The organism is uncultured Phycicoccus sp., assembly GCF_947495705.1.
GTDB lineage: Bacteria > Actinomycetota > Actinomycetes > Actinomycetales > Dermatophilaceae > Phycicoccus.
In genome coordinates this window covers 116166-140253 of the sequence record NZ_CANLZR010000010.1, presented here as the reverse complement: position 1 = coordinate 140253, position 24088 = coordinate 116166, and the positions used below count along the sequence as shown (strand labels likewise).

General features: G+C 74.4%; 21 protein-coding genes and 1 riboswitch. Of the genes, 15 read left to right on the top strand and 6 right to left on the bottom strand.

Annotated features, from left to right (window positions below):
- Nucleotides 1–4: 4 nt before the first annotated feature.
- From Q0963_RS14070 to Q0963_RS14045, 6 genes are read right to left on the bottom strand one after another with little or no spacing between them, the layout of a single operon-like run.
- Nucleotides 5–544 carry an NUDIX hydrolase family protein gene (locus tag Q0963_RS14070; RefSeq protein WP_299447149.1) on the bottom strand — a complete coding sequence of 180 codons (540 nt, stop codon included), beginning with the start codon at nt 542–544 and terminating at the stop codon, nt 5–7.
- Entirely contained in the window at nt 541–1437 is an 897-nt protein-coding gene (locus Q0963_RS14065) for an ECF transporter S component (RefSeq protein WP_299447146.1), read from the bottom strand. The genes Q0963_RS14070 and Q0963_RS14065 overlap by 4 nt, the downstream gene beginning before the upstream one ends.
- Nucleotides 1434–3092, bottom strand: coding sequence for an ABC transporter ATP-binding protein (locus Q0963_RS14060; protein WP_299447143.1), 1659 nt, complete (start codon nt 3090–3092; stop codon nt 1434–1436). The genes Q0963_RS14065 and Q0963_RS14060 overlap by 4 nt, the downstream gene beginning before the upstream one ends.
- Nucleotides 3085–4209: an energy-coupling factor transporter transmembrane component T gene (locus tag Q0963_RS14055; RefSeq protein ID WP_299447140.1), complete on the bottom strand. Its 1125-nt coding sequence runs from the start codon at nt 4207–4209 to the stop codon at nt 3085–3087. The genes Q0963_RS14060 and Q0963_RS14055 overlap by 8 nt, the downstream gene beginning before the upstream one ends.
- 12 nt (nt 4210–4221) lie before the next feature.
- A complete protein-coding gene (locus tag Q0963_RS14050) occupies nt 4222–5091 on the bottom strand; it encodes a hypothetical protein (protein ID WP_299447137.1) in 870 nt (289 codons plus the stop codon).
- Nucleotides 5091–6686 (bottom strand): LPXTG cell wall anchor domain-containing protein, encoded by a 1596-nt coding sequence (locus tag Q0963_RS14045; protein WP_299447134.1) that lies wholly within the window; start codon nt 6684–6686, stop codon nt 5091–5093. The genes Q0963_RS14050 and Q0963_RS14045 overlap by 1 nt, the downstream gene beginning before the upstream one ends.
- Nucleotides 6687–6795: 109 nt before the next feature.
- A riboswitch (cobalamin riboswitch) is annotated at nt 6796–6894 on the bottom strand.
- A gap of 300 nt (nt 6895–7194) precedes the next feature.
- On the opposite strand from Q0963_RS14045, the gene ileS reads away from it, so the two are divergent.
- The 15 genes from ileS (at nt 7195) to Q0963_RS13970 (ending at nt 24078) form a co-directional block, all read left to right on the top strand.
- Nucleotides 7195–10524 (top strand): isoleucine--tRNA ligase, encoded by a 3330-nt coding sequence (gene ileS, locus Q0963_RS14040; RefSeq protein ID WP_299447131.1) that lies wholly within the window; start codon nt 7195–7197, stop codon nt 10522–10524.
- 65 nt (nt 10525–10589) lie between these two features.
- Nucleotides 10590–11978 (top strand): folylpolyglutamate synthase/dihydrofolate synthase family protein, encoded by a 1389-nt coding sequence (locus tag Q0963_RS14035; RefSeq protein ID WP_299447128.1) that lies wholly within the window; start codon nt 10590–10592, stop codon nt 11976–11978.
- Between the two features lie 74 nt (nt 11979–12052).
- Nucleotides 12053–13090 (top strand): helix-turn-helix domain-containing protein, encoded by a 1038-nt coding sequence (locus Q0963_RS14030; protein ID WP_299447125.1) that lies wholly within the window; start codon nt 12053–12055, stop codon nt 13088–13090.
- Between the two features lie 53 nt (nt 13091–13143).
- The gene (locus Q0963_RS14025) at nt 13144–14181 is read left to right on the top strand and encodes a PQQ-binding-like beta-propeller repeat protein (protein ID WP_299447123.1); all 1038 of its coding nucleotides are present in this window, start codon (nt 13144–13146) and stop codon (nt 14179–14181) included.
- A gap of 47 nt (nt 14182–14228) precedes the next feature.
- Nucleotides 14229–14513, top strand: a complete 285-nt coding sequence (locus Q0963_RS14020) for a ribosomal protein L7/L12 (protein ID WP_299447120.1) — start codon at nt 14229–14231, stop codon at nt 14511–14513.
- The gene (locus tag Q0963_RS14015; RefSeq protein ID WP_299447117.1) at nt 14510–14911 is read left to right on the top strand and encodes a DUF4233 domain-containing protein; all 402 of its coding nucleotides are present in this window, start codon (nt 14510–14512) and stop codon (nt 14909–14911) included. The genes Q0963_RS14020 and Q0963_RS14015 overlap by 4 nt, the downstream gene beginning before the upstream one ends.
- A 9-nt stretch (nt 14912–14920) precedes the next feature.
- On the top strand, nt 14921–15343 hold the full coding sequence (gene ndk, locus Q0963_RS14010; protein ID WP_299447114.1) for a nucleoside-diphosphate kinase: 423 nt from the start codon (nt 14921–14923) through the stop codon (nt 15341–15343).
- Nucleotides 15344–15756: 413 nt separating this feature from the next.
- On the top strand, nt 15757–16791 hold the full coding sequence (locus Q0963_RS14005) for a rod shape-determining protein (RefSeq protein WP_299447111.1): 1035 nt from the start codon (nt 15757–15759) through the stop codon (nt 16789–16791).
- Entirely contained in the window at nt 16788–17591 is an 804-nt protein-coding gene (gene mreC, locus Q0963_RS14000) for a rod shape-determining protein MreC (RefSeq protein WP_299447107.1), read from the top strand. Before Q0963_RS14005 ends, mreC begins: the two co-directional genes overlap by 4 nt.
- Nucleotides 17592–17602: 11 nt before the next feature.
- A complete protein-coding gene (mreD, locus tag Q0963_RS13995) occupies nt 17603–18079 on the top strand; it encodes a rod shape-determining protein MreD (RefSeq protein WP_299447104.1) in 477 nt (158 codons plus the stop codon).
- Nucleotides 18076–20067, top strand: coding sequence for a penicillin-binding protein 2 (gene mrdA / locus Q0963_RS13990; protein WP_299447101.1), 1992 nt, complete (start codon nt 18076–18078; stop codon nt 20065–20067). Before mreD ends, mrdA begins: the two co-directional genes overlap by 4 nt.
- 89 nt (nt 20068–20156) lie before the next feature.
- A complete protein-coding gene (gene lpdA / locus Q0963_RS13985; RefSeq protein WP_299447098.1) occupies nt 20157–21554 on the top strand; it encodes a dihydrolipoyl dehydrogenase in 1398 nt (465 codons plus the stop codon).
- A 50-nt stretch (nt 21555–21604) separates the two neighbouring features.
- Nucleotides 21605–23032 carry a pyridoxal-dependent decarboxylase gene (locus tag Q0963_RS13980; protein ID WP_299447095.1) on the top strand — a complete coding sequence of 476 codons (1428 nt, stop codon included), beginning with the start codon at nt 21605–21607 and terminating at the stop codon, nt 23030–23032.
- A gap of 84 nt (nt 23033–23116) precedes the next feature.
- Nucleotides 23117–23617: a DUF305 domain-containing protein gene (locus Q0963_RS13975; protein ID WP_299447092.1), complete on the top strand. Its 501-nt coding sequence runs from the start codon at nt 23117–23119 to the stop codon at nt 23615–23617.
- Nucleotides 23618–23697: 80 nt separating this feature from the next.
- Nucleotides 23698–24078: a dihydrolipoamide dehydrogenase gene (locus Q0963_RS13970; RefSeq protein ID WP_299447089.1), complete on the top strand. Its 381-nt coding sequence runs from the start codon at nt 23698–23700 to the stop codon at nt 24076–24078.
- Nucleotides 24079–24088: the final 10 nt, after the last annotated feature.

The following is a 24088-nucleotide window of genomic DNA, read 5'->3' as shown; positions in this document are numbered from 1 at the left end:
CGGGTCAGACGGGGTGGCCGAGGTGGGCGAGGGCCTGCCGGAGCAGGACGCCGTGGCCGCGCTCCATCTCGGCCTGCACTCCGGGGTCGAGTGCCTGGGCCGGGGTGAGCCAGGTGAGGTCGAGGGCGTCGTTCTGGGGGGCGCAGTCACCGGCGACCGGCACGACGAAGGCCAGCGACACGGCGTGCTGCCGGGGGTCGTGGAACGGGGTGACGCCCGGGGTCGGGAAGTACTCGGCCACGGTGAAGGGCTGCGGCGCGACGGGGACCCGCGGCAGGGCGACCGGCCCCAGGTCCTTCTCGATGTGCCGCAGCAGGGCGTCACGGATCCGCTCGTGGTGCAGCACCCGCCCCGACACGAGCTCGCGGCACACCCGGCCGTCGCCGTCGAGCCGGAGCAGCACCCCGAGCGCCAGCACCTCGCCGCGCTCGTCGACCCGCACCGGCACGGCGTCGACGTAGAGGATGGGCAGCTTCTCGCGGGCCGAGTCCAGCTCCTCACGGCTCAGCCAGGCGGGGTCGCGGTCCAGCTCGATGGGGCTCATGGGGGCGATTGTGCCAAGGGCGGCCGGAGCCGGTCCCGGGGGCTCGCCGCATCCCCTGCCACGGTCTCGGCCCCGACGGCGTGCTCGAAGCGGACCGGGGCGTCGAAGGCCGCCCGGCGGGCCGCGCGCCGCAGCGCGCCGAGGACCGGCCGGGCGGTGACCGAGATGAGGACGACGTTGGTCAGGGCGCGGCCGAGGTCCCAGCCGAGGCTCGTCGCCAGGCTGAAGACGACGAACCGGTGCAGGTTCTCGGTCAGCGGCGCCCCGGCGACGAACGACAGCCCGGTCGCCCCGCCCGTCGAGAACGGCCAGAACGAGAGGTTGAGGAGCATCCCGTAGGCGAGCCCGGCGAGCGCGCCGTAGCCGGCGAGCAGCGCCACCTCGCGCCGGCCCCGCGCCCGCGGCAGGAGCCCGGCGCCCCATCCGACCCAGGCGGCACCGAGCATCTGGAAGGGCAGCCACGGCCCGACGCCGCCGGTGATGAGCGCCGACGCGAACAGGGTCACCGCGCCCTGGACGAACCCGAAGCCGGGGCCGAACACCCGCCCGCCCAGCACGAGGAGGAAGAACACCGTCTCGAGCCCGGCGGTACCGGCCCCCAGCGGGCGCAGCGCCGCCCCGACCGCCGAGAGCACGCCGAGCATCGCGACGGCCTTGACGTCGAGGCCGCCCTCGGCGATCTCGGCGAGGACGACCGCCAGCAGCAGCGGCAGGACCAGCGCGAAGACGAGCGGCGCATCGGTGCTGTGGGCCAGGCCCGACTCGGGGCTGACGAGCAGCGGCCAGCCGAACGCGACAACTCCCGCGAGGCTCACGAGCGCGACGGCGACCGTGGACCGCGGCCGCAGCCGGATCGCGGCGACCCGGCGCCCGGCGTCCTCGGTGGCGGTCATCGCGGGGCCTCCGCGAGCGCGGCGACCGCGGCGCGCACGTCGGCCACGGTGAGCCACGGCCCCGGGGCGAGCACCTTGGCCACCTGGGGAGCGAACGCGGGGGACGAGACGACGACGTCGGCCGTCGTGCCGTCGGCCACCACCTCGCCGGTCGCCAGGACGACGACCCGGTCGGCGCACTCGGCGACGAACTCCACGTCGTGCGTCGACACGACGACCGACCGCCCGCGGGCCGCGAGGTCGCGCAGGGTCGCCGCCAGCGTGGCCTTGGCGGAGGGGTCGAGGCCGCGGGTCGGCTCGTCCAGGAGCAGCACCGGGGGGTCGGCGGTCAGCTGCACGGCGAGGACGAGCGCGAGCCGCTGCCCCTCGGACAGGTCCCGGGGGTGGCGCGGGCCGGGGATGCCGGGGGCCAGGCGCGCGAGGGTCCGGGCGCACGTCCCCTCGGGCGCCCCGCTCTCCTTGTCGGCCTGGGCGCACTCGCCGGCCACGGTGTCGAGGTACAGCAGGTCGGTCGCGGTCTGGGGCACGAGCCCGACCCGGCGCCGTCGAGGGCCCGGAGCCAGGGCGGCGGGGTCGACCGGCGCCCCGTCGGCCCCGGTGACCTCGACCGTCCCGGCGGCGAGCCGGCCGCTGCCCTGCAGGACCCACAGCAGGGACGACTTGCCCGAGCCGTTGCGCCCCATGAGCGCCGTCACCTGGCCGGGCCGCAGCTCGAGGTCGACCCCGGCCACCGCGAGGACGTCGCCCGGGTGACGGACCACCGCGCTGCGGGCGCGCAGCACGGGCGCGGCGCCCGCGGCCGTGGCACGCGGCACGGGTCGGTTCGCGTCCGGGCGGAGGTGCGCCCGCAGGGGACCGGCGGCCCGGCGGGCGTCACGCACCGACAGCGGCAGCGGCGACCAGCCGGCCCAGCGGCCGAGCTCGACGACCGGGGAGGCGATGTCGCTCGTCCGCATCACCTCGGCCGGCAGCCCCGCGTGGACGGTGCCGCCCGGGGCGACGTGCACGACGCGGTCGGCGTGGTGCAGGACCCGCTCGACCCGGTGCTCGGCGACGACGACGGTGACCCCCAGGTCGTGGACGAGGCGGGTGATCGTCGCGAGGACCTCCTCGGCCCCGGTGGGGTCCAGAGCCGACGTCGGCTCGTCGAGGAGGATGACGCTGGGGTGGGCCGTGAGCACCGACCCGATGGCGACCCGCTGCTGCTGCCCCCCCGACAGCTCACGCAGGGGGACCCCGCGCAGCTCCGGGATGCCGAGCAGGTCGAGGGTCTCCTCGACCCGCTTGCGCATCGTCGCGGCCGGCAGCCCGAGCTGCTCCATCGCGTAGGCGAGCTCCTCCTCGACGGTGTCGGTGACGAAGCCCGCGAGGGGGTCCTGGCCGACGACCCCGACGACGTCGGCGAGGTCGCGCGGGCGGTGCGTGCGGGTGTCGCGGCCGTGGACGAGCACCCGCCCGTGCAGCGTGCCCCCGGTGAAGTGCGGGACCCGCCCGCACATCGCGCCGAGCAGCGTCGACTTGCCCGAGCCGGTGCGCCCGACGACGAGCGCCAGCTCACCCTCCTCGACGACGAGGTCGACGTCGCGCAGGACCGGCTCGGCCCCCTCGGGCGGGACGACGCTGACGTGCTCCAGGACGATCGCCGGCTCAGCCATGGGCGACCACCTCCCGCGCGCCCCGGACCGGCCGGCGGGACACCGGGCGCGGCGGCTCCGGGGTGAGCACCGCGGGCAGCCCGGCGACGAGCAGCCCGGCGACGGCCGGCAACGGCAGCGCGGGCACGCCGAGCGGGAAGGCCGGCATCGCCAGCGCCTCGGGGGCGGTGCGGGCCAGGACGAGGAAGGCCGCGGCGGCCAGCACTCCGCTGCCGGCCGTGACCCACTCGGCGGTGCGCCACGGGTCCGGCCGGTACGTCGACCGGGTGACGTGCCGGCCGCCGAGCCACAGCCCGGCACCGGCCAGCGCCAGCCCGAGCACGAGGGTCGGGGAGCCCATGACCGCCGGGGTCGTGGCGTCGAGCACCCCGTACAGCCCGACGGCGCAGGCGAGGAGACCGCCGAGGGTCAGCAGCCCGGTGCCGAGCCGGTGCCCCGGCGGCACCTGCGGGGTGCGGCCGTACCCGCGGGAGTCCATCGCGGAGGCGAGCAGCAGCGAGTGCTCGAGGGTGTCCTCGAGCACCGGGAGCGCGACGGCCGGGACCGCCCGCAGGCCCCGTGTGGCGTCCCCCCGCAGCTGCCGGGCACGCCGCACCCGCTGGACGGACTCCGCGAGCTGCGGGGCGACCGAGACCGAGACGACGACGGCCGCCCCGATCTCGTGGAGCGCGTTCGGCAGGGTCCGCAGCAGTCGCTTGGGGTTGGCGAGGGCGTTGGCGGCGCCGACGCAGGCGATGATGACGGCGAGCCGCAGCCCGAGCACGGCCGCCGCGAGCAGCCCCTCGAGGTACAGGTCGCCCCCGAGCTGGATGCCGGCCGCCCAGGCGGGCAGGGTCGCCTCCGGCAGCCGCACGAGCAGGATCGTCCCGATCTTGAGACCGACGAGGACGTGCAGCACGACGCGCAGGACGATGATCGCGAGCCCGAGGTACAGGTACAGCCGGAACGCCCGCGCCCACGGCGAGGAGCCCCGACGGGACGCGACGACGAACGCGGCGACGGCCAGGGCGAGCAGCAGCAGCACCGGGTTGCTCGTCGTGCTCACGGCCACGGCGAGCCCGAGCGCCCACACCCACCACGCCGCCGGATGGACGGCGCGGGGGACGGCGCGGCTCACCGTGTCACCATCTCAGGCCGCTCGTCGCCGCCAGGCGGCCCAGGCCGCCCCCGCCCCGACGAGGGCGACGAGCCCGCCGCCGGCGACGAGGGTGCCGACGCCGCCACCGGAGTCGTCACGGGTGACGGGTTGCAGTGCTGACGTCGTCGGGCCGTCGGACGGGTCCGGGGTGCCGGACGGCAGTCCGGTCGCCGACGGGTCCGGGGTCGGCGTGGCAGACCCGCTCGGGTCCGCCGAGGGCGACCCGCTCGGCGTGGTCCCGGGCGAGCCGGCCGCTGCCGTCGGGCTCGTCCGCGGTGTCGAGCCCGGGGAGGTCGTGCGCGGAGCCGCGGTCGTGGCCTTCGGCGCCGTCGTCGTCCGTGGCTTGGACGTGGTCTTCGGCGTGGTCTTCGGCGTGGAGGTCGTCGTCTTCGGGGTCGAGGTCGCGGTGGGGGCCGGGGGAGCGGTGCCGGGCTGACCGCCCGAGCCGAACGACCAGCCCTCGACGGTGCCCGGCTTCGGGTTGCGGCTGCCCGCGCCGACGCTGCTGTAGGTCCACGACCCGCCCCGCTCGGCATGCCAGTACGACCAGTAGGCGCTGCTCGGCGGGGTGTTGCGGCACGGGTCGCTGCCGGGGAAGCCGTCGATGCGGCACACGAAGCCGGGCTGGGTCTGGACGTAGGTGATGGCGAAGCCCGCCTTGCCGAGCGCGTCGAGCCCGGACGACGGGTCGCCCGGTGCGCAGCGCACCTGCGTCGACCCACCGAAGTCGACGACGACGGTGACGCCCGAGGTGCCGGAGCACGCCGCGGCCTGGGCGGGGACCGCCGCCGCGACGAGCCCGGCACCTGCCAGGCCCGCCGCTGCGGCGGCTCCCGTGATCCGCTGGACGAGACGCCGCATCAGGCGTGCGCTCCCCGGCGCCGGGACGCGTACACGGCGAGCGCGCCGGCCGCGAGCAGCACCAGCCCGACGAGGACGGGGAGCAGCGGCGACGCGCCCGTCTGGGCCAACGCGCCGGCGGGCGCCGCTGCGGCGACGACCGGGGCGACCGTGCTGCCGGTGCCGGACCCGGCGCCGGTCGTCGCCCCGCCGGTGCTCGTCGGGGTCCCGGTGCTCGTCGGGGTGGACGTGGGCGTCCGCGTGGCGCACGCCAGCGCGGGGGCCTCGGCAGCCGACCCCGAGGCGGTCACCGCGCCGAGCGGCACCCCGGCCAGGGCCAGCAGGGCCTGCGAGGTCGAGCGCCGGTCCTGGTCGCTCGGCGCCGCCGCATCGCCCGCAGTCACCTGCGCGTCGTAGGCCGCCCGGTCGTAGGCGATGCCGCCGCGGAGTGCGGCCGGGAGGTCACAGCCGTACTGGAGGCTCCCGAGGTACTGCTGGGCGGCCCGCGCCTGGGCGGTGCGCCCGCCGGCGAGGAAGGCCTGGCCGGCGAGGCCGGTGCTGTTCGCGTTGGGAGAGGCCGTGGGGCCCGCACCGCCGACGGCGCCGTCGCTGTTCTGGAGCGCGGCGAGGTAGTCGAGGCCGGCGCCGGCCTCGGTCGCGGCCCCGCCGACGGCGAGGAGGGCCTGGACGGCCATCGCGGTGGCGTCGGGGTCGGCGTTGGCGTCGTCGGAGCAGCCCGCATCGCTCATCTCGAGGGCGAACCCGCCGCCCGGGCACTGCTGGGCGAGCAGGTAGGCGCGGGCGTTCGCGCTGACCGGGGCACCGGCGCGCTGCAGGCCGAGAAGGGCGAAGGACTGCCCGAAGGTGTTCGAGTAGTCGGCCCACGTCGTCTGGTCGACGAAGCGGCCCTGCGGGTTCTCGCGGTCCTGCAGCGTCGCGACGAGGTCCCAGCCGCCGAACGCCGTGGGGTCGACCCCCTGGGCGGTCGCGACGGTGAGCAGCTTGGCGACCGAGCCGGCGTAGATGTCGTCGACGGTCGTGGGGTCGCCGTCGTCGTAGCTCGCGTAGCTGCCGACGTTGTCGGCGAGGAAGGCGGTGGCCAGCGTCGCCTCGTCCTGCCCGGTCCCGGCGGCCGCCAGGGCGAGCACGGCGTCGGCGGTGACGCCGTAGTCGGGGTAGGCGACCCCGCCGAACTCGACGGAGAAGTGGTGGCCACCGGCCCGCAGCTGCTCCTCGAGGTAGTCGGCGCCGACGAGGACCGGGTCGCTCGAGGTGGCGGGGCCGGCGGCGGCCGCGACGCCGTAGGCGCGAGCGTCGCCACCGCGCACGAACGGCTGCGCGTCGGCTGCCGGCTCGGACGGGGTGGGGTCCGCGGTGGCCGTCGGGGACGGGTCGGCCGTGGCCGTGGCCGAGGCGGTCGGCGTCGGCTCCTCGGTCGTCGCGGTCGGCGACGGCTCCTCGGTCGTCGTGGGCGTCGCCGTGGCCGTGGCCGTGGCGGTCGCCGACGGCTCGGGGGTCGGGTCGGCGGACGCGACGGACGGTGCGCCCACGAGGGCGGCGGAGACGAGCAGGGCACCGAGCGCGCGAGCGCCCGGGCGGATCAGGGTGGTGGGCATTGGGGCCTTCCTCAGCGGTTCAAGACGTGATGCCCGAAACCGCCGGAGGCCCGGCCTGCTCGGGCTCCGTCCCGCATTCCTCGACGGTGTTGTGGAGCCGCTCGCACCCGGCGGGCATTCCGACTCACCACGACGAGCGTGGCCTACGGCTGCGGGACAGTGCCGGACTTCGACCGGCTTCCCCCGACAGGTGCGTGTGGGTGTCACCCTCTCGGGCAACGCCGCGATGCTACTCCTTCGGGAGCGCGGTCGGAACCACGCGCCCACCGGCGCTAGACTCCGGGGCACAGGCGTTCGAGCCGTCATCAGCGGTGAGCCTCCGGAAGAACGGGACCCGGCCCTCGGTCGAGTCCTCACTAGACCCGGACGTCGGGGTCACGTCACGACCTGGCACAAGAGCGGCCGCCCCCCGGCGGCAAGCGAGGTGGTACCGCGGTGGTGCCCGGCGAGCGAGCCGGCCCGTCGTCCTCGTCCCGACGAGTCGACGACCCGCAGGAGCAGCACCGCCATGACCTACCCCAAGGTGTCCACCACCGGCGAGCACACCGGCGCCGCCTTCGGCGTGCCCGCCAGCCCGCGCCTGCCGCAGGTGGAGGAGGCCGTCCTCGCGCACTGGGAGGCCGACGGCACCTTCGAGGCGTCGGTGCAGAACCGGCCCGCCGGCGAGCGCGGCGAGAACGAGTTCGTCTTCTACGACGGCCCGCCCTTCGCCAACGGGCTGCCGCACTACGGGCACCTGCTCACCGGCTACGTCAAGGACGTCGTGCCGCGCTACCAGACGATGCGCGGGCGCCGGGTCGAGCGGCGCTTCGGCTGGGACACCCACGGCCTGCCCGCCGAGCTCGAGGCCATGCGGCTGAACGGGATCAAGACGACCGACGAGATCCTCGAGCTGGGCATCGAGAAGTTCAACGAGGCGTGCCGCGACTCGGTGATGAAGTACACCGGCGAGTGGCGCGAGTACGTGACCCGCCAGGCGCGCTGGGTCGACTTCGACCACGACTACCGGACGATGAACGCCGACTACATGGAGTCGGTCATGTGGGCGTTCAAGTCCCTCTTCGACAAGGGCTACGTCTACGAGGGCTTCCGCGTCCTGCCGTACTGCTGGAACGACGAGACGCCGCTGTCGAACCACGAGCTGCGGATGGACGACGAGGTCTACCAGAACCGGCAGGACCCGGCCGTCACCGTCGGGTACCTCCTCGACGACGCCGGCACCGACCCCGTCCTCGACGGTGCGCACGTCCTGGTCTGGACGACGACGCCGTGGACGCTGCCGGCGAACCTCGCCGTCATGGTGGGCTCGGACATCGACTACGTCGTCGTCGAGGCTCCGGTGCCGGGTACGGACCGCACCGCCCGCTACCTGCTGGCCGAGGCGCGGCTGCCCGCCTACGCGCGCGAGCTCGCGGGGGAGGACGGCGAGTTCGCGGTCGTGGGTCGCTACCGCGGCGCCGACCTGGTGGGCCGCGGCTACACCCCGCCGTTCTCGTACTACCTCGGCCACCCGGGTGCCTTCCGGGTCGTCGCGGCCGACGACGCCGTGACGACCACCGACGGCACGGGCGTGGTCCACACCGCCGGCGCGTTCGGCGAGGTCGACAAGGAGGTCGTCGACCGTGAGGGGATCGAGGCGGTCATGCCGGTCGGCAAGGACGGCCGCTTCACCGCGCCCGTCGGCGACTACGAGGGTGTCCAGGTCTTCGACGCCAACCCGCTCGTCATCGACCACCTCAAGGCCACGACGCGGGGTGAGGGCCCGACCGGGTCGGTGACGCCCGGCACGGTCCTGCTCCGCCGCGAGTCCTACGACCACGCGTACCCGCACTGCTGGCGCTGCCGCGAGCCCCTCATCTACAAGGGCGTCGAGTCCTGGTTCGTCGAGGTCACGGCGATCAAGCAGCGGATGCTCGAGCTCAACGAGCAGATCACCTGGGTGCCCGAGCACGTCAAGCACGGCCAGTTCGGCAAGTGGCTCGAGAACGCCCGCGACTGGTCGATCACCCGGAACCGGTTCTGGGGCAGCCCGGTCCCGGTGTGGAAGTCCGACGACCCGGCGTACCCCCGCGTCGACGTCTACGGCTCGTTCGAGCAGATGCAGCGCGACTTCGGCGACCTGCCGCGCGACCGGGCCGGCAACCCCGACCTGCACCGCCCGTTCGTCGACGAGCTGACCCGCCCCAACCCCGACGACCCCACCGGCCGCTCGACGATGCGCCGGGTCGAGGACGTCCTCGACGTGTGGTTCGACTCCGGCTCGATGTCGTACGCCCAGGTGCACTACCCGTTCGAGAACGCCGAGTGGTTCAGCGGCACCGACAGCCAGGACGCGCACTTCCCGGCCGACTTCATCGTCGAGTACATCGGGCAGACCCGGGGCTGGTTCTACACCCTGCACATCCTTGCCACGGCGCTCTTCGACCGGCCGGCGTTCGAGAACTGCATGAGCCACGGCATCGTCCTCGGCAACGACGGCCAGAAGATGAGCAAGTCGCTGCGCAACTACCCCGACGTCAGCGACGTCTTCGACCGGGACGGCGCCGACGCGATGCGCTGGTTCCTCATGGCCTCACCCATCCTGCGCGGCGGCAACCTCGTCGTCACCGAGGAGGGCATCCGCGAGGGCGTGCGCCAGGTGCTGCTGCCGCTGTGGTCGTCCTGGTACTTCTTCTCCCTGTACGCCAACGCGATGCACGACGGCGCCGGCTACGAGGCACGCTGGTCGACGGCGTCCCGGGACCCGCTGGACCGCTACCTCCTCGCCAAGCTGCGCGACCTCGTCGCGGCGACCACCACCCAGATGGACGCGTACGACGTGCCCGGCGCCTGCGAGTCGGTGCGCGGCTTCGCCGACGTGCTCACCAACTGGTACATCCGGCGCTCGCGGGAGCGGTTCTGGGACACCGGGTCCGGCGACTCGTCCGCGGCGGAGGCGGCCTTCGACACGCTGTACACGACGCTCGAGGTGCTGACGCGGCTCGCCGCCCCGCTGCTGCCGCTCGTCACCGAGGAGGTGTGGCGCGGGCTCACCGGCGGTCGGTCGGTGCACCTGACCGACTGGCCGGTGGCCGAGGACCTGCCCGCCGACGAGGCGCTCGTCGCGGCGATGGACCAGGTGCGCGCCGTGTGCTCCACCGGGTCCTCGCTGCGCAAGGCCGAGGGGCTCCGGGTCCGGCTGCCGCTGCGGGAGCTGACCGTCGTGACGACCGACCCCGAGGCGCTGCGGCCGTTCACCGGGATCGTCCGCGACGAGCTCAACGTCAAGACGGTGTCGGTCCTGGACGTGTCCGAGAGCGCGGAGTCCGACTTCGGCATCAGCCAGCGCCTCACCGTCAACGCCCGCGCCGCGGGTCCGCGGCTCGGCCGTGACGTGCAGACCGCCATCAAGGGCTCCAAGACCGGCGACTGGTCGGTGGCCGACGACGGCACCGTCACCTCCGGTGGCCTGGCGCTCGTCGAGGGCGAGTACACCCTCGAGGCGGTCGTCGAGACGACGCACGGGTCGCACGCCACGGCGATGCTCCCCGGCGGCGGGTTCGTCGTCCTCGACACCGGCGTCACGCCCGAGCTCGCGCGCGAGGGCCTGGCGCGTGACCTCGTCCGGGCCGTGCAGCAGGCGCGCAAGGACGGCGGGCTCGAGGTCTCGGACCGGATCACCCTGGCCGTCGGCGGTGACGACGAGGTGGCCGCCGCCGTCGAGGCGCACCGCGACCTCGTGGCCGGCGAGACCCTGGCCGAGGAGGTCGAGGCGCTGGAGTCGCCCGACGGCAACGGCGTGGCGGTGGTCACGGTCGGCGACGGGCACAAGGCGCACCTGCGCGTCACCCGCCGCTGACGACACCCGCAGGACCCGGGGTGGGTGCGTCGACCCGACCGGCGGCGGTGCGGGAGGATGGGCCCATGCCTGCCCCCGATGCCGCCCAGCGCGAGGCCGCGCACGCCCTCGAGGTCCGCAAGCGGATGCGCGAGGTCGAGGAGTCGATCCTCTCCCGGGCCCCCGAGCACGACCTCCAGCCCTCGCTCGACCGGATCCGCGCCGTCATGGTGCTGATGGGCGACCCGCAGCGCACCTTCCCCGTCATCCACGTCACCGGCACCAACGGCAAGACGAGCACCGCACGCATCATCGAGTCGGTCCTGCGCGAGATGGGCCTGAAGACCGGCCGGTTCACGAGCCCGCACCTGCACTCGATGCTCGAGCGCATCGCGGTCGGCGGGCGGCCCGTCGACGCCGAACGGTTCCTCGCCGCCTACGACGACGTGATCCCGTTCATCGAGATCGTCGACGCCCGCTCCACCGCCGAGGGCGGGCCGCGGATGACGTACTTCGAGGTCCTCGTCGCCGTCGCCTACGCCGCCTTCGCCGACCTGCCCGTCGACGTGGCCGTCGTCGAGGTGGGGATGGGCGGCTCGTGGGACGCGACGAACGTCGTCGACGCCCCGGTGTCGGTGGTCACCCCGATCGACGTCGACCACCGGCACTTCCTCGGCGACACCCCCGCGGAGATCGCCGAGGAGAAGGCCGGGATCATCAAGGCCGACGCCATCACCATCGCGGCGGTGCAGGGCGACCGCGACGCCGCCGAGGTGCTGGCGGACCGCGCCACGGAGGTCGGCGCGCGGATCCTGTTCGAGAGCAACGACTTCGGCGTCACCGCCCACGACGTCGCGCTGGGCGGCCAGCAGATCTCGCTGCGCGGGCTCGCCTCCGGCTACGAGGACCTGTTCCTGCCGCTGCACGGTGCCCACCAGGCCCAGAACGCGGCCGTGGCCGTCGCCGCGGTCGAGGCCTTCGTCGGTGGTGGGGCGCAGCCTCTCGACCTCGACGTGCTGCGCGCCGGGCTCGCCGCGGTCGAGTCGCCCGGGCGGCTCGAGATCGTCCGCCGCAGCCCCACCGTGCTCGTCGACGCGGCGCACAACCCGGCCGGGGCGCGGGTCCTGCGCGACGCGCTGGGCGAGGCCTTCACCTTCGTCAAGCTCGTCGGCGTCGTCGCCGTCATGAAGGACAAGGACGCCGTCGAGATCCTCGAGATCCTCGAGTCCGCGCTCGACGAGATCGTCGTCACCCGCAACTCCTCGCCCCGCTCGATGCGCGCCCCCGAGCTCGGCCAGATCGCGGCCGACATCTTCGGGGAGCACCGCGTCACGATCGTGCCGGACCTGCCCGATGCGCTCGACCGGGCGGCGGGCATGGCCGACGAGGGCGGGGTCGGCGGGGGAGTGCTGGCCACCGGGTCGGTCGTCACCGCGGCCGACGTGCGGCTGCTGTTGGGCACCACCGACGTCTGACTGTCGACGACGTACTCGGCCTGGTCGAGGCCCGGTCGTCCGGTGTGGGGCCCGCGCTAGCGTTGTCCTTCGTGGTGGCACAACGCGTTCGGGTCGACTCCGGCACCTCCTACGAGATGCTCCTCGAGCTCATGTGCGTCGCCGACCGGCGGTTCCGCTCCGTGATCACCGGGGCCCCGCACATCGAGCACTCGTTGGAGGCCGCCGGAGCCGGCGACGTGGTCGCGGATGCCCGCACGGCCGGGCGGTACGCATGGGCGAACCTCCTGCCGCTCGCCGGCGTCGGACGGCGGGCCCGGACGAGCGAGGCCCTCCGCGACGCCGTCGCCGCGACGAGCGCGCAGGAGCTGCATCGCTGGGTGCTCGGGGGCCGGCGGCGACAGCTGCTGGAGCTCGTGGGTGACGACATCCTCGACGGCGTGCTCACCGGGGACCGCGCCGCCCGTTCGGTCCTGCGTCGGACCCTCGGCTCCGACACGACGGTTCTGGAGGCCACTCCTTGGCTGCTCTCCGCCCCCTCGGAAGAGGTTCACGCTCTGGTACTGCGCGCGCTCGAGGGGTGGGCGGTGGCGCGGGGTCCGGTGGGTGAGGCCACCCTGCGCCAGGAGCTTCGCGGATCCGCGAGGCGGCTTCGGGCAGTGGTCACCGGCCTCGATCCGCGCGAGGCCATCGCCGTGGCCGCGCCGGGGCTGGACTACACCTCGGAGCGGATGCCCGCCGAGGTGGTGCTCGTGTCCTCGGCGGCCGTGGCACCCATCGTCGTGTTCGTCGACGACGTCCGTCGGACGGTGCTGGCGACGCCGGCGGGAATGGCCCCGCGCCCTGAGTCGACGGAGCATGACCGGCTGATCGCCGGGGCCCGGGCGGTGGGCGACGTCGTGCGCGTGCGGGTGCTCGACGTGCTCCGCGACGGCCCGGCGGCCGCCCGGGAGCTGTCCGAGGCACTCGGCCAGCCGCGGACCTCGCTCCTGCATCACCTGGCGCTCCTGCGGTCAGCCGGTCTCGTGACGACCGCCGTGGGCCCCGACGAGCGGACCGTGTACCGGCTCGACGCGTCGGCCGTCGACGCGCTCGCCTCGACCATGCGACGGCGGTACGGCACGATGCGGTGACAGGTTGTCGATATATCTCGACACCGCGGTCCTGAGGGGGGTACCGTCCGACCATGCTCAGGGTCAGCCGGCTCCTCGTCGTGACGGGCACCATCGGGGTCCTGGCCGTGGGCGGCTGCGGCGGGGGAGCCGAGGTCGGCGCGCCGCCCGGTGGCGAGAGCGCGATGTCGACGGCCACCCCGTCGTCCGACGCGGCTCCCCGGGGCGAGCTGCCGGCCGCCGACGGCCGGACGACCACAGCCGTCCACCGGGTCGAGGTCGGCGGGTCTCCGTGCGGCGTGGCCGTCGGGTTCGGCGCGGTGTGGGTGAGCGTCACCGACGATGCCGAGCTGGTGCGGCTCGACCCGGCGACCGGCGGCGAGACCGGCCGGTTGGCGCTGAGCGCCAAGCCGTGTGAGATCACGGTCACTGCGGACTCGCTGTGGGTCGTGACGCAGAGTGGCGTCGTCGACCGGGTCGATCCCGAGACGCTGCGGCTGCGGTCGTCGGTCGAGACCGGGTTCGCGTCGTACCAGGCGGCCGAGGCGTTCGGCGCCGTGTGGGTGAGCAACCGCGGAAGCCAGAGCCTGACCCGGATCGACCCCGACACCGAGCAGGCGACCACCGTGGAGCTCCCCGGGATCAATGCCGGAGGCCTCGTCGCGGCCGGCGGCGCCCTGTGGGTCGGCGACGACACCACCGGGTCCGGCGTCGTCGTGCGCGTCGACCCGGAGTCGTCGCAGATCCGCGAGATCGAGGTGGGGGGCGACCGGCCGGCCTACCTCACGGCCACCGGGGACACGGTGTGGGTGTCACGAGTCCGGTCGGGGACCGTGAGCGCGCTCGATGCCAGGACCGGTCAGCCGGTGGGGGAGCCGGTGCCGGCCGGGAGCTCCCCGGTCAACCTCCACGCGAGCCCGGACGGTCGTTGGGTCTGGGTGCCCGACGACCGGGGCGACCTGCTGACCCGTATCGACGCCGAGACCGGAGCCGCCGTGGAGCGACTGCGGGTGGGGTCCGGGCCCGCCGTCGTCGCCCCGACCGACGACGGGGTGTGGGTGACGAACTTCGGCGACGGCACGGTCTGGTACCTGCGCACCGACCCCGCCTGATCGTCGGCCTGCGCGATCGGTACCTCGGGCTGACCTAGGCTGCAGGCATGTGGCTGGTGCGACTTCTCCTCATCGTGGCCGTCATCGTCGCCGTCTGGTACGTCGTGCGGGCGGTGCGGGCCGGTGGGATGCCGACGTTGGGGTCCCACGTCCGCTTCGTCCCGGTCGAGGAGCTGCCCGAGGCGCACCGTCAGGCGATCGAGGTCCAGCTCGCGCAGGACCAGACGATCTCGGCGATCAAGCTGTACCGCGAGGCGACGGGCGCCGGGCTCAAGGAGGCCAAGACGGCCGTCGAGACCTACCGCTGGAAGCACGGCGGGGACTCCCGGTGACCCGGCTGCCGCTCTACGGGCGGCAGGGCCGGCTGACGTTCCGCCTGCTCGCGCTCGCCCTGGTCGGGCAGGCCGTGCTCCTGTCCTTCTTCGCCCTCGTGGCCCGGGCCCTGGCTATCGCCGACGGTCGGGCCGCCGACGGCACCCGCCTGCTCTGGGTGGGCCTCGGACTCGCCCTGCTCGCACTCGTGGGGTCCGGGCTCATGCGGAGCCCGCTCGGCATCACCGTCGGCTGGGTGGTCCAGGTGCTGACCTGGCTCAGCGCGTTGCTCGTGCCCGCCATGGTGGGGGTCGCCGTCGTCTTCACGGCGTTGTGGGTGCTGCTCCTCATCCAGGGCCTCAAGGCGGACGCCCTCGTCGCCCGGCGCGAGTCGGAGGAGGCCGCCGGTGCCGACTAGGGTGGCCGGGTGACCATCGAACGCTCGCTCGTCCTCGTCAAGCCCGACGGCTACGCCCGCGGCCTCACCGGCGAGGTGCTGCGCCGGATCGAGTCCAAGGGGTACCGCCTCGTCGCCCTCAAGGTGACGAGCGCCGACACCGACATGCTGCACCGGCACTACGCCGAGCACGAGGGCAAGCCGTTCTTCGAGCCGCTCGTCGCCTTCATGTCCTCGGGGCCGGTGGCCGCGGTCGTCATCGAGGGGGAGCGGTGCATCGAGGGCTTCCGGGCTCTGGCGGGCGCCACCGACCCGACGGCCGCTGCCCCCGGGTCCATACGCGGCGACCTCGGCCGCGACTGGGGCGAGAAGGTCCAGAAGAACATCGTCCACGGCTCGGACTCCCCGGAGTCGGCCGCGCGCGAGATCGCGATCTGGTTCCCCGAGCTCTGACCGGGCCGCGACCCCTGGCCGGCATTGCGGCCGGCCGGCCAAGAAGTATTGTCGCGCGTCCTCTCATCTGACCCACCATCCGGGGCAACCGACAGCCGTTCGCCCCGCCACGTGGGGCAACCGACAGTCGTTCGCCCCCGGGCTGTCGTTCGCCCCGCCACGTGGGGCAACCGACAGCCGTTCGCCCCAGGACTGTCGTTCGCCCCGGGATCGGGGGCGAATGACAGCAGCGGGGTGATGGTGTGTGGGGCGGCTCGGGACCCGGGACGGGCCGGGCGGACCGGCCACCTCATGCGTCCCGGGAGTCGCAGGGGTATCAGGAGTCACAGATGTTTCACCGCGGCCGTACCGATGCCCGCGGCACCCGGAGTGGCACCACGACCGGCCCCCCGCACCGGCCTAGCCTGCGGGGCATGAGCGGCTGGTCAGCGGGATGGGTCCGCGGCAGGGACCTCGCCATCGACCTCGGGACCGCCAACACCGTCGTCTACGAACGGGGCCGCGGCGTCGTCCTCGACGAGCCCTCCGTCGTCGCCGTCCGCACCGGGACGAGCCAGCTCGTCGCCGCCGGCCGCCGCGCCAAGGACATGGTCGGCCGCACCCCCGAGACCGTCACCGCCGTCCGGCCGCTGCGCGACGGCGTCATCTCCGACGCCGACGTGACGGAGCGGATGATCCGGTGGTTCGTCGACCAGGTGGCGCCGTCCCGGCTCGTCCGCCCCCGCGTCGTCGTCTGCGTCCCGAGCGACATCACGAGCGTCGAGCGCCGCGCCCTCGAGGACGCCACCCTGCGCTCCGGCGCCCGCCGGGTGTTCGTCGTCGAGGAGACGATGGCCGCCGCCATCGGGGCCGGCCTGCCCGTCGAGGAGACCCAGGCCTCGATGGTCGTCGACGTCGGGGGCGGGACCACCGATGTCGGGGTCATCAGCCTCGGCGGGCTCGTCACGTCGCGCACGGTGCGGATCGGCGGCGACGAGATCGACGAGGCCATCGTCAGCCACGTGAAGGCCGAGTACTCGCTGCTGCTCGGCGAGTCCAGCGCCGAGCAGCTGAAGATCGCCGCCGGCTCGGCCTTCCCCCTCACCGAGGAGATCTCCGAACGGGTCCGCGGGCGTGACCTCGTCACCGGTCTGCCGAAGACCGTGACGATCGGCTCGGCCGAGGTCCGACGCGCCATCGAGGCCCCCGTCGTCCAGATCGTCGAGCTCGTCCGCGCCGTCCTCGACGTCTGCCCGCCCGAGCTGGCCGGCGACATCGTCGACCGGGGCATCGCGCTCACCGGGGGCGGTGCCCTGCTCCGCGGCCTCGACGAGCGCCTCTCGCACGAGCTCGGGGTCCCCGTCCGCGCCGCCGAGGACCCGCTGCGGGCCGTCGTCCGGGGAGCCGGGCGATGCGTCGAGGAGTTCCGCACGCTGGAGCGCGTCCTCGTCGACACCCGCCGGTCATGAGGCGGCGGCTGCTGCTCACCGCGCTCGCGGTCACCAGCCTCGTCGTCCTCGTCGACCTCTCCGGCGCCGTCGACCTCGGGCCGGTCCGGGCGTCCGCCGCCACCGTCCTCGGGCCCCTCGAGCGCCTCGTCGGCCCCGCCCGCGACGAGGGCCGCGCCGCCGAGCTGTCCGCGACCGTCGACGCGATGCTCGGCGAGCGGGGAGACGGCGGGCAGCTCGACGCCCTGCTCGCCGCCCCGGGCCTGGACGGCACCCCCGTCGTCATCGCCCAGGTCGTCGCCGTCGGCCGCTCCGGCCCGGCCGGGCCCGAGCGGGTGACCATCGACGCCGGCTCCCGCGACGGGATCGAGGTCGACCGCGCCGTCGTCGCCGCCGAGGGCCTCGTCGGCCGGGTCGTCAGCGTCGCCCCGTGGACGAGCGACGTGCTCCTCCTCGGCGGCCCGGACGTCGCGGTCGGGGTGCGCGTCGGGGCCGACGGGGTGCTCGGCGAGGTGTCCGGTTCGGCCGCCGCCGGCGCGCCCGCCCCCGAGCCGGGCAGCGTGTCCCTGGCTCTCGTCGAGCGCGGCGCGATGGCGCCCGGCGACGACGTCGTGACCCTCGGCAGCGTCGACGGCCGCCCCTACGTGCCCGGGGTCCGGATCGGGACGGTGAGCGACGTCGACCCCGGCGTGGGACGCCTCGCCGCGACGGGCCGGGTCGTGCCCGCCGTCGACCCGACCTCGCTCGACGTCGTCGCGGTCGTCCTGCCGCCGGCCCGGACCACACCACGGCCCGCGGTCACCCCCTCGGGGGCCGGCTGATGGGTGGGGTGGTGCTCGCCGCGCGCGGCCTCGCCCTCGTCGCGGCCGTGCTGCTCGCCGTCACCCTCGGGGCGCGGCACCTGGCGCCGGTGCCCGACCTCGTCGTCGTGCTCGTCGTCGCCTGGGCGCTGCTGCGGGGACCGTCGGCCGGGATGGTCGCGGGCCTCGCGGGCGGGTGGGTGGTCGACCTCGTCCCGCCCGGGGCCGAGCCGCTCGGGGCGCACGCCCTCACCTACGCCGCGGCGGGGCTGCTCGCCGGCCGGTTCCGACACGCGGGCCCGGTCGCCGCGCCCCGGGTGGCCGTCGTGACCCTCGGGGCCACCCTCGTCGTCCAGGGCGTCGACGTCGTGCGGGCCCTGGCGGTGTCGGCGCCCGTCGACCTCGTCGACGTCGCCGTGCGCTCGCTGCTCACGGCCACCGTCGGGGCCGTCGTCGTCCCGCTGGTCGTCGGCGCCGAGCGGGCGGTCGTCCGGAGGCGGTACGGGTGAGGCGCCGCCCCGGCCACCACGGCCGGATGCTGGCCGTCCTCGTCGCGGTGGTCCTCGCGTTCGGGGGGCTCGTCGGGCGGCTCGGACAGGTCCAGCTCGCCGGCGCTTCCGGGTTCGGCGACCGCGCGACGGCTGCCCTCGACACCCGCACCATCGTCGTGCCGGCCCTCCGTGGTCGCATCCTCGACCGGCACGGCCGCGCCCTGGCCGACAACCGGGTGAGCACCGTCGTCACCCTCGAGCGCCGGGTCATCGCCGACGACCGGGCGGCTGCCGAGGCCGAGGTCCGCGACGTCGCCGCCGTCCTCGGGCTCGACCCCGACGACCTGCTCGGGCGGACCTGGCTCTGCGGCGAGGACGGGGCGCCCGCCGCTCCGGCGTGCTGGGCCGGCTCGCCCCAGGTGCCGGTGCCCCTGGCCGACGACGTCGACGCCGCGACGGCTCTCACCCTCGTCGAGCAGCCTGCCCGGTTCCCCGGGATCGCCGTCGGCTCCCGCGCGGTCCGCGTCTACCCCCGGCCGAAGGGCGCCAGCGCGGCCCAGGTCGTGGGCTACCTGGGCCCCGTCACGGCCGAGGAGCTGACCGCCCCCGGCGACCTCGTCGCGGACGACCTCGTGGGACGCGCCGGCCTCGAGCAGCAGTACGACGCGGCCCTGCGAGGCACTCCCGGCCGGACGGTGGTCGCGGTCGACGCCCGCGGGCTCGTCACCGGGGTCGTCTCGCGGACCGACCCGGTGCCCGGCCAGGACCTCGTCACCTCCCTCGACGCCGCCGTCCAGGTTTCGGCCGAGAAGGCGCTGACCGCCGAGATCCGCAAGGCCCGCGCCCGCGGCCGGGCGGCCGATGCGGGCGCCGTCGTCGTCCTCGACCCCCGTGACGGCGCCGTCGCCGCGCTGGCGAGTGTCCCGACGTACGACCTCGACCTGTGGACCGGGGGTATCTCGAGCGCGGAGTACGCCACCCTGACCTCGCCTCGGGCGAACACCCCGCTGCTGTCGCGGGCGACGGATGCGGGCTTCGCCCCCGCGAGCACGTTCAAGCCGGCGTCGGTGGCGGCCGCGGTGCGCGCCGGCCGATCGCTCGACGGCCGCTACGACTGCCCGGCGAGCTACCGGATCGGCGACCGCGACTTCAAGAACCACGAGACCGTCCCGCGCGGACGCATCAGCCTGTCGCGGGCTCTGGAGATCTCCTGCGACACGGTCTTCTACGAGCTCGCGTACACGCAGTGGCAGCGGGAGGGCGGCCTCGACGTCCGCCCCGGCACGCCGGAGCCGTTCGCCGCGACGGCGCGCGGGTTCGGCCTCGGCAGCCGCACCGGCATCGACCTGCCCCAGGAGTCGCCGGGCCGCGTGCCCGACCGCACGTGGCGATGGGACACGTGGGAGCAGCAGAAGGGCGAGCTGTGCCGGCGCGCGCGCACCGGCTATCCCGAGGTGGCCGACGCCGACCGCCGGTCGTTCCTCGAGGCCGTCGCCGCGGAGAACTGCGAGTCGGGGTACCAGCTGCGCGGCGGCGACGCGGCGAACTTCTCCATCGGGCAGGGCGACCTGCTCGCGACCCCGCTGCAGATGGCCGTCATGTACGCGGCGATCGCGGACGACCGGACCGTGCGCACGCCGCGCGTCGGCGCGGCGCTCGTCGACCCGGTCACCGAGGTGCGGACGGCGATCGCGCCGGGCCGGACGCGCCGCGCCCCGGTGAGCGCGGCGACGAACCGGTACCTGCAGCGGGCGCTGCGCGCGGTCGTCACCTCCGGCACGGGCGCCGAGACGTTCCGGTCGATGCCCGCGGACTGGCCCGTGGCCGGCAAGACCGGGACCGGCGAGGTCACCGGGAGCCGGGACACCTCGTGGTTCGTCTCCTACGCGCCGTCCGACCGTCCGCGCTGGGTCGTGGCGGCCGTCGTGAGCCAGGGCGGGCACGGCAGCGAGACCGCGGCGCCCGTGGCCGAGGCCGTGCACCGCACGTTGCGGGCCCTGGGCTGATCCTGGCCGGCCGGGCCACGGCGGTCGGCGTGGATCTCCGCGAGCAGGACGGGGGAATCACCCCATCGGGGGCCCGATAGGGTGCCAGCATGACTGATTTCGACCTCGTGGTGCTCGGTGCTGGTCCTGGTGGGTACGTCGCGGCGATCCGCGCCTCCCAGCTCGGGAAGAAGGTCGCGGTCGTCGAGAAGCAGTACTGGGGCGGCGTCTGTCTCAACGTCGGGTGCATCCCCTCCAAGGCGCTCATCAAGAACGCCGAGCTCGCCCACACCCTCCAGCACGACAAGGAGCTGTTCGGGATCGAGGGCGAGGCGACGATGAAGTACGGCGTCACCCACGCCCGCTCGCGCAAGGTCTCGGCCGGCATCGTCAAGGGCGTCCACTTCCTCATGAAGAAGAACAAGATCGAGGAGATCGACGGCTGGGGCACGCTCACCGGCCCGAGCTCGATGGACGTCGCCCTCAACGACGGCGAGACGCGCACGCTCACCTTCGACAAGCTGATCATCGCCACCGGCGCCGTTACCCGGATGCTGCCGGGCGTCGAGGTGAGCGAGAACGTCGTCACCTACGAGGAGCAGATCCTCGACGAGAACCTCCCCGGCTCGATCATCATCGCCGGGTCCGGTGCCATCGGCGTCGAGTTCGCCTACGTCATGAAGAACTTCGGCGTCGACGTCACGATCGTGGAGTTCCTCGACCGGATGGTCCCGACCGAGGACGAGGAGGTCTCCAAGGAGCTCCTCAAGCACTACAAGAAGCTCGGCGTCACGGTCATGCTCGGCACCAAGGTCGAGGCGGTCGAGGACACCGGCTCGGGCGTCAAGGTCACGGTGGCTCCGGCCGCCGGCGGCGACCAGCAGGTGCTCGAGGCCGACAAGCTGCTCTCGGCCATCGGCTTCGCACCGCGCACCGAGGGGTACGGGCTCGAGAGCACCGGGGTCGAGCTCACCGAGCGCGGCGCCATCGCCATCGACGAGTACTGCCGCACGAACGTCGAGAACGTCTACGCCATCGGCGACGTCACCGCCAAGCTGATGCTCGCGCACGTCGCCGAGGCCATGGGCGTCGTCGCCGCCGAGCACATGTCCGGCGCCGACACGATGCCCGTCGAGTACGACTTCGTGCCGCGGGCCACCTACTGCCACCCGCAGATCGGCTCCTTCGGCTACTCCGAGGCCCAGGCCAAGGAGAAGGGGTACGACGTCAAGACCGCCAAGTTCCCGTTCAGCGCGAACGGCAAGGCGATGGGTCTGGGCGACCCCGTGGGCTTCGTCAAGGTCGTCGCCGACGCCGAGCACAACGAGATCCTCGGCGCGCACATGATCGGCCCCGACGTCACCGAGCTGCTGCCCGTGCTGACCCTGGCCCAGAAGTGGGACCTCACCGCCGACGAGGTGTCCCGCAACGTGTTCGCGCACCCGACGCTGTCGGAGTCGGTCAAGGAGGCCGTCGAGGGCATCGCCGGCCACATGATCAACCTCTGAGCACCGGGCCGGTCCTGGCGACGAGGGCCCGCGCGGGCACAATGACCGGCATGACCCCCGAGGAGTTCCGCGTCGCCGGCCATGCCCTCATCGACTGGATCGCCGACCACCGGGCCCGGGTCCCCGAGCTGCCCGTCGCTGCCCAGGTCCGCCCGGGCGAGGTCCGGGACGCGCTGCCGCGCGAGGCCCCGTCGGCCCCCGAGCCGTTCGCCGACGTCCTCGCCGACCTCGACCGCGTCGTCGTGCCGGGGGTCACCCAGACCCAGCACCCCGGCTTCTACGGGTGGTTCCCCAGCAACGCGAGCCTCGCCTCGGTTCTCGGGGACATCGCGTCCGGGGGAGTGGGCGCGCTCGGCATCACCTGGCAGTCGGCGCCGGCGCTCACCGAGGTCGAGCAGGTCGTCACCGACTGGCTGCGCGACCTGTGCGGGCTGTCCCCAGAGTGGCGGGGCGCCATCCAGGACACGGCGTCCACGTCCTGCCTCGTCGCGATGCTCGCGGCGCGCGAACGGGCCAGTGACGGCTCCGAGCACCGGGGTGGCCTGCAGTCCCTCGACGCGCCGCTCGTCGCGTACACCTCGCCGCACGCGCACTCCTCGGTGCCGAAGTCGGTCCTGCTCGCGGGCTACGGCGCCGACAACCTCCGGTCCGTCGACGTCGACCCGGTCACCTACGCGATGGACCCCGAGGCGCTGCGCCGCGAGATGGCCGCGGACGTCGCCGCCGGCCGGGTCCCCGCCGTCGTCGTCGCCGCCGTGGGCACGACCGGGACGACGGCCATGGACCCGGTCCGCGCCATCGTCGAGGTGGCCCGGGAGTACGGCGCCTGGGTGCACGTCGACGCCGCGATGGCCGGGTCGGCGATGCTGCTGCCCGAGTGCCGCCACCTCTTCGACGGCGTCGACGGCGCCGACTCGCTCTCGTGGAACCCGCACAAGTGGATGGGCACCATCCTCGACACCTCGCTGCTGTACGTCCGCGACGTCGACCACCTCGTGTCGGTGATGTCGACGACGCCCAGCTACCTTCGGGCGGCCACCGACGCCGAGGTCGTGCAGTACAAGGACTGGGGCATCCCCCTCGGCCGGCGCTTCCGCGCCCTCAAGCTGTGGTTCCACCTCCGGCTCGACGGGGTCGAGGCGATCCGGGCGCGGCTGCGCCGGGACCTCGAGAACGCCCGGTGGCTGGCGGCCCAGGTCGAGGCCGAGCCGGACTGGCGGGTGGTCGCACCGGTCGACCTCCAGACCGTGTGTCTCGTCCACGAGCCGGCGGGGCTCCGGGGCGACGCGCTGGACGCCCACACCCTCGCCTGGGTCGCCGCGGTCAACGCCACCGGGCGGGCCTTCCTCGGGGCCAGCGAGCTCGACGGCCGCTGGATGGTGCGCGTCTCCATCGGCGCCGAGGCCACCGAGCGCGCGGATGTCGAGGCGCTCTGGGCGCTGATCCGCGAGGTCGCCGCCGACGCCGCCACCGTCTGACATCGCGGCGGAGGTCCGCAGCCCCAGGGCACGCGGGCCGGGTAGTTTCGCCACGGACGTGTCCCCGATCCGGAGGAGAAGACCGTGACCCACGACGCCACCACCGACCGGACGAGCCACGGGTCCGACGACGTCCGGAAGTACCTGAGGTTCGGCGCGATGATCCTCACGTCGTCGGCCGTGATGTACGTCGTCATGTACCTCAACACCTACGAGCTCGCGCACGTGCGCTGGAGCTGGACGCGCTTCTTCGTGACGATGATGTCGGCCGCGACGATGACGGCGATCATGCTCGCGTTCATGCTGGGGATGTACCGCAACCGCCGGGTCAACGTGGCGATCGTCGCCGCGGCCGCCCTGGTGTTCACCAGCGGCCTGTGGCTGGTCCGGAGCCAGCAGACGGTCGGCGACGTGGCGTGGATGAAGGCGATGATCCCGCACCACTCCATCGCCATCCTCACCAGCGAGCGCGCCCAGATCGAGGACCCGCGCGTCCGCCGGCTCGCCGACGAGATCATCGAGGCCCAGCGCGCGGAGATCGCCGAGATGGAGGCCTACATCGAGGACCTCGAGGGCGGGTCCTGAGCCGCCCGGGGGTCCGCCGTTCGGACCCGATCCGCCCGCCGGAGGAGCGCGCCGCCCGGCCCAGCGGTTAGCGTGCGGCCATGGCCCACCCCACCATGTCTGTTCGTCGTGCCCTGCCGGCTCTCGCCGGAGTCGTCGCCGTCGGGCTCGGCGGCTGTTCGGGTGCCGGCGGCGGCCCCGTGGCCACCTACGACTCCGGTGGTGCCGGGATGGACGCGATGCTCAGCGGCACCCTGTCGATCACCGAGGACTGCGTCACCGTCGACGGTGGCGACCAGGTGACCGTGCCCGCGTTCGACGGTGGCGTCGAGCTGGCCGACGGGGTGCTGCGCTTCCGCGGGGTCGACTACACGGACGGCGCGAAGATCGAGCTCGGCGGCGGGGAGACGACCGCCCTCGGCGGGGTCCGGCTGCCCTCCGGCTGCCCCACGGACCACGTCTTCCTCGTCGCGCCTGGCTGACCCGCGGGCG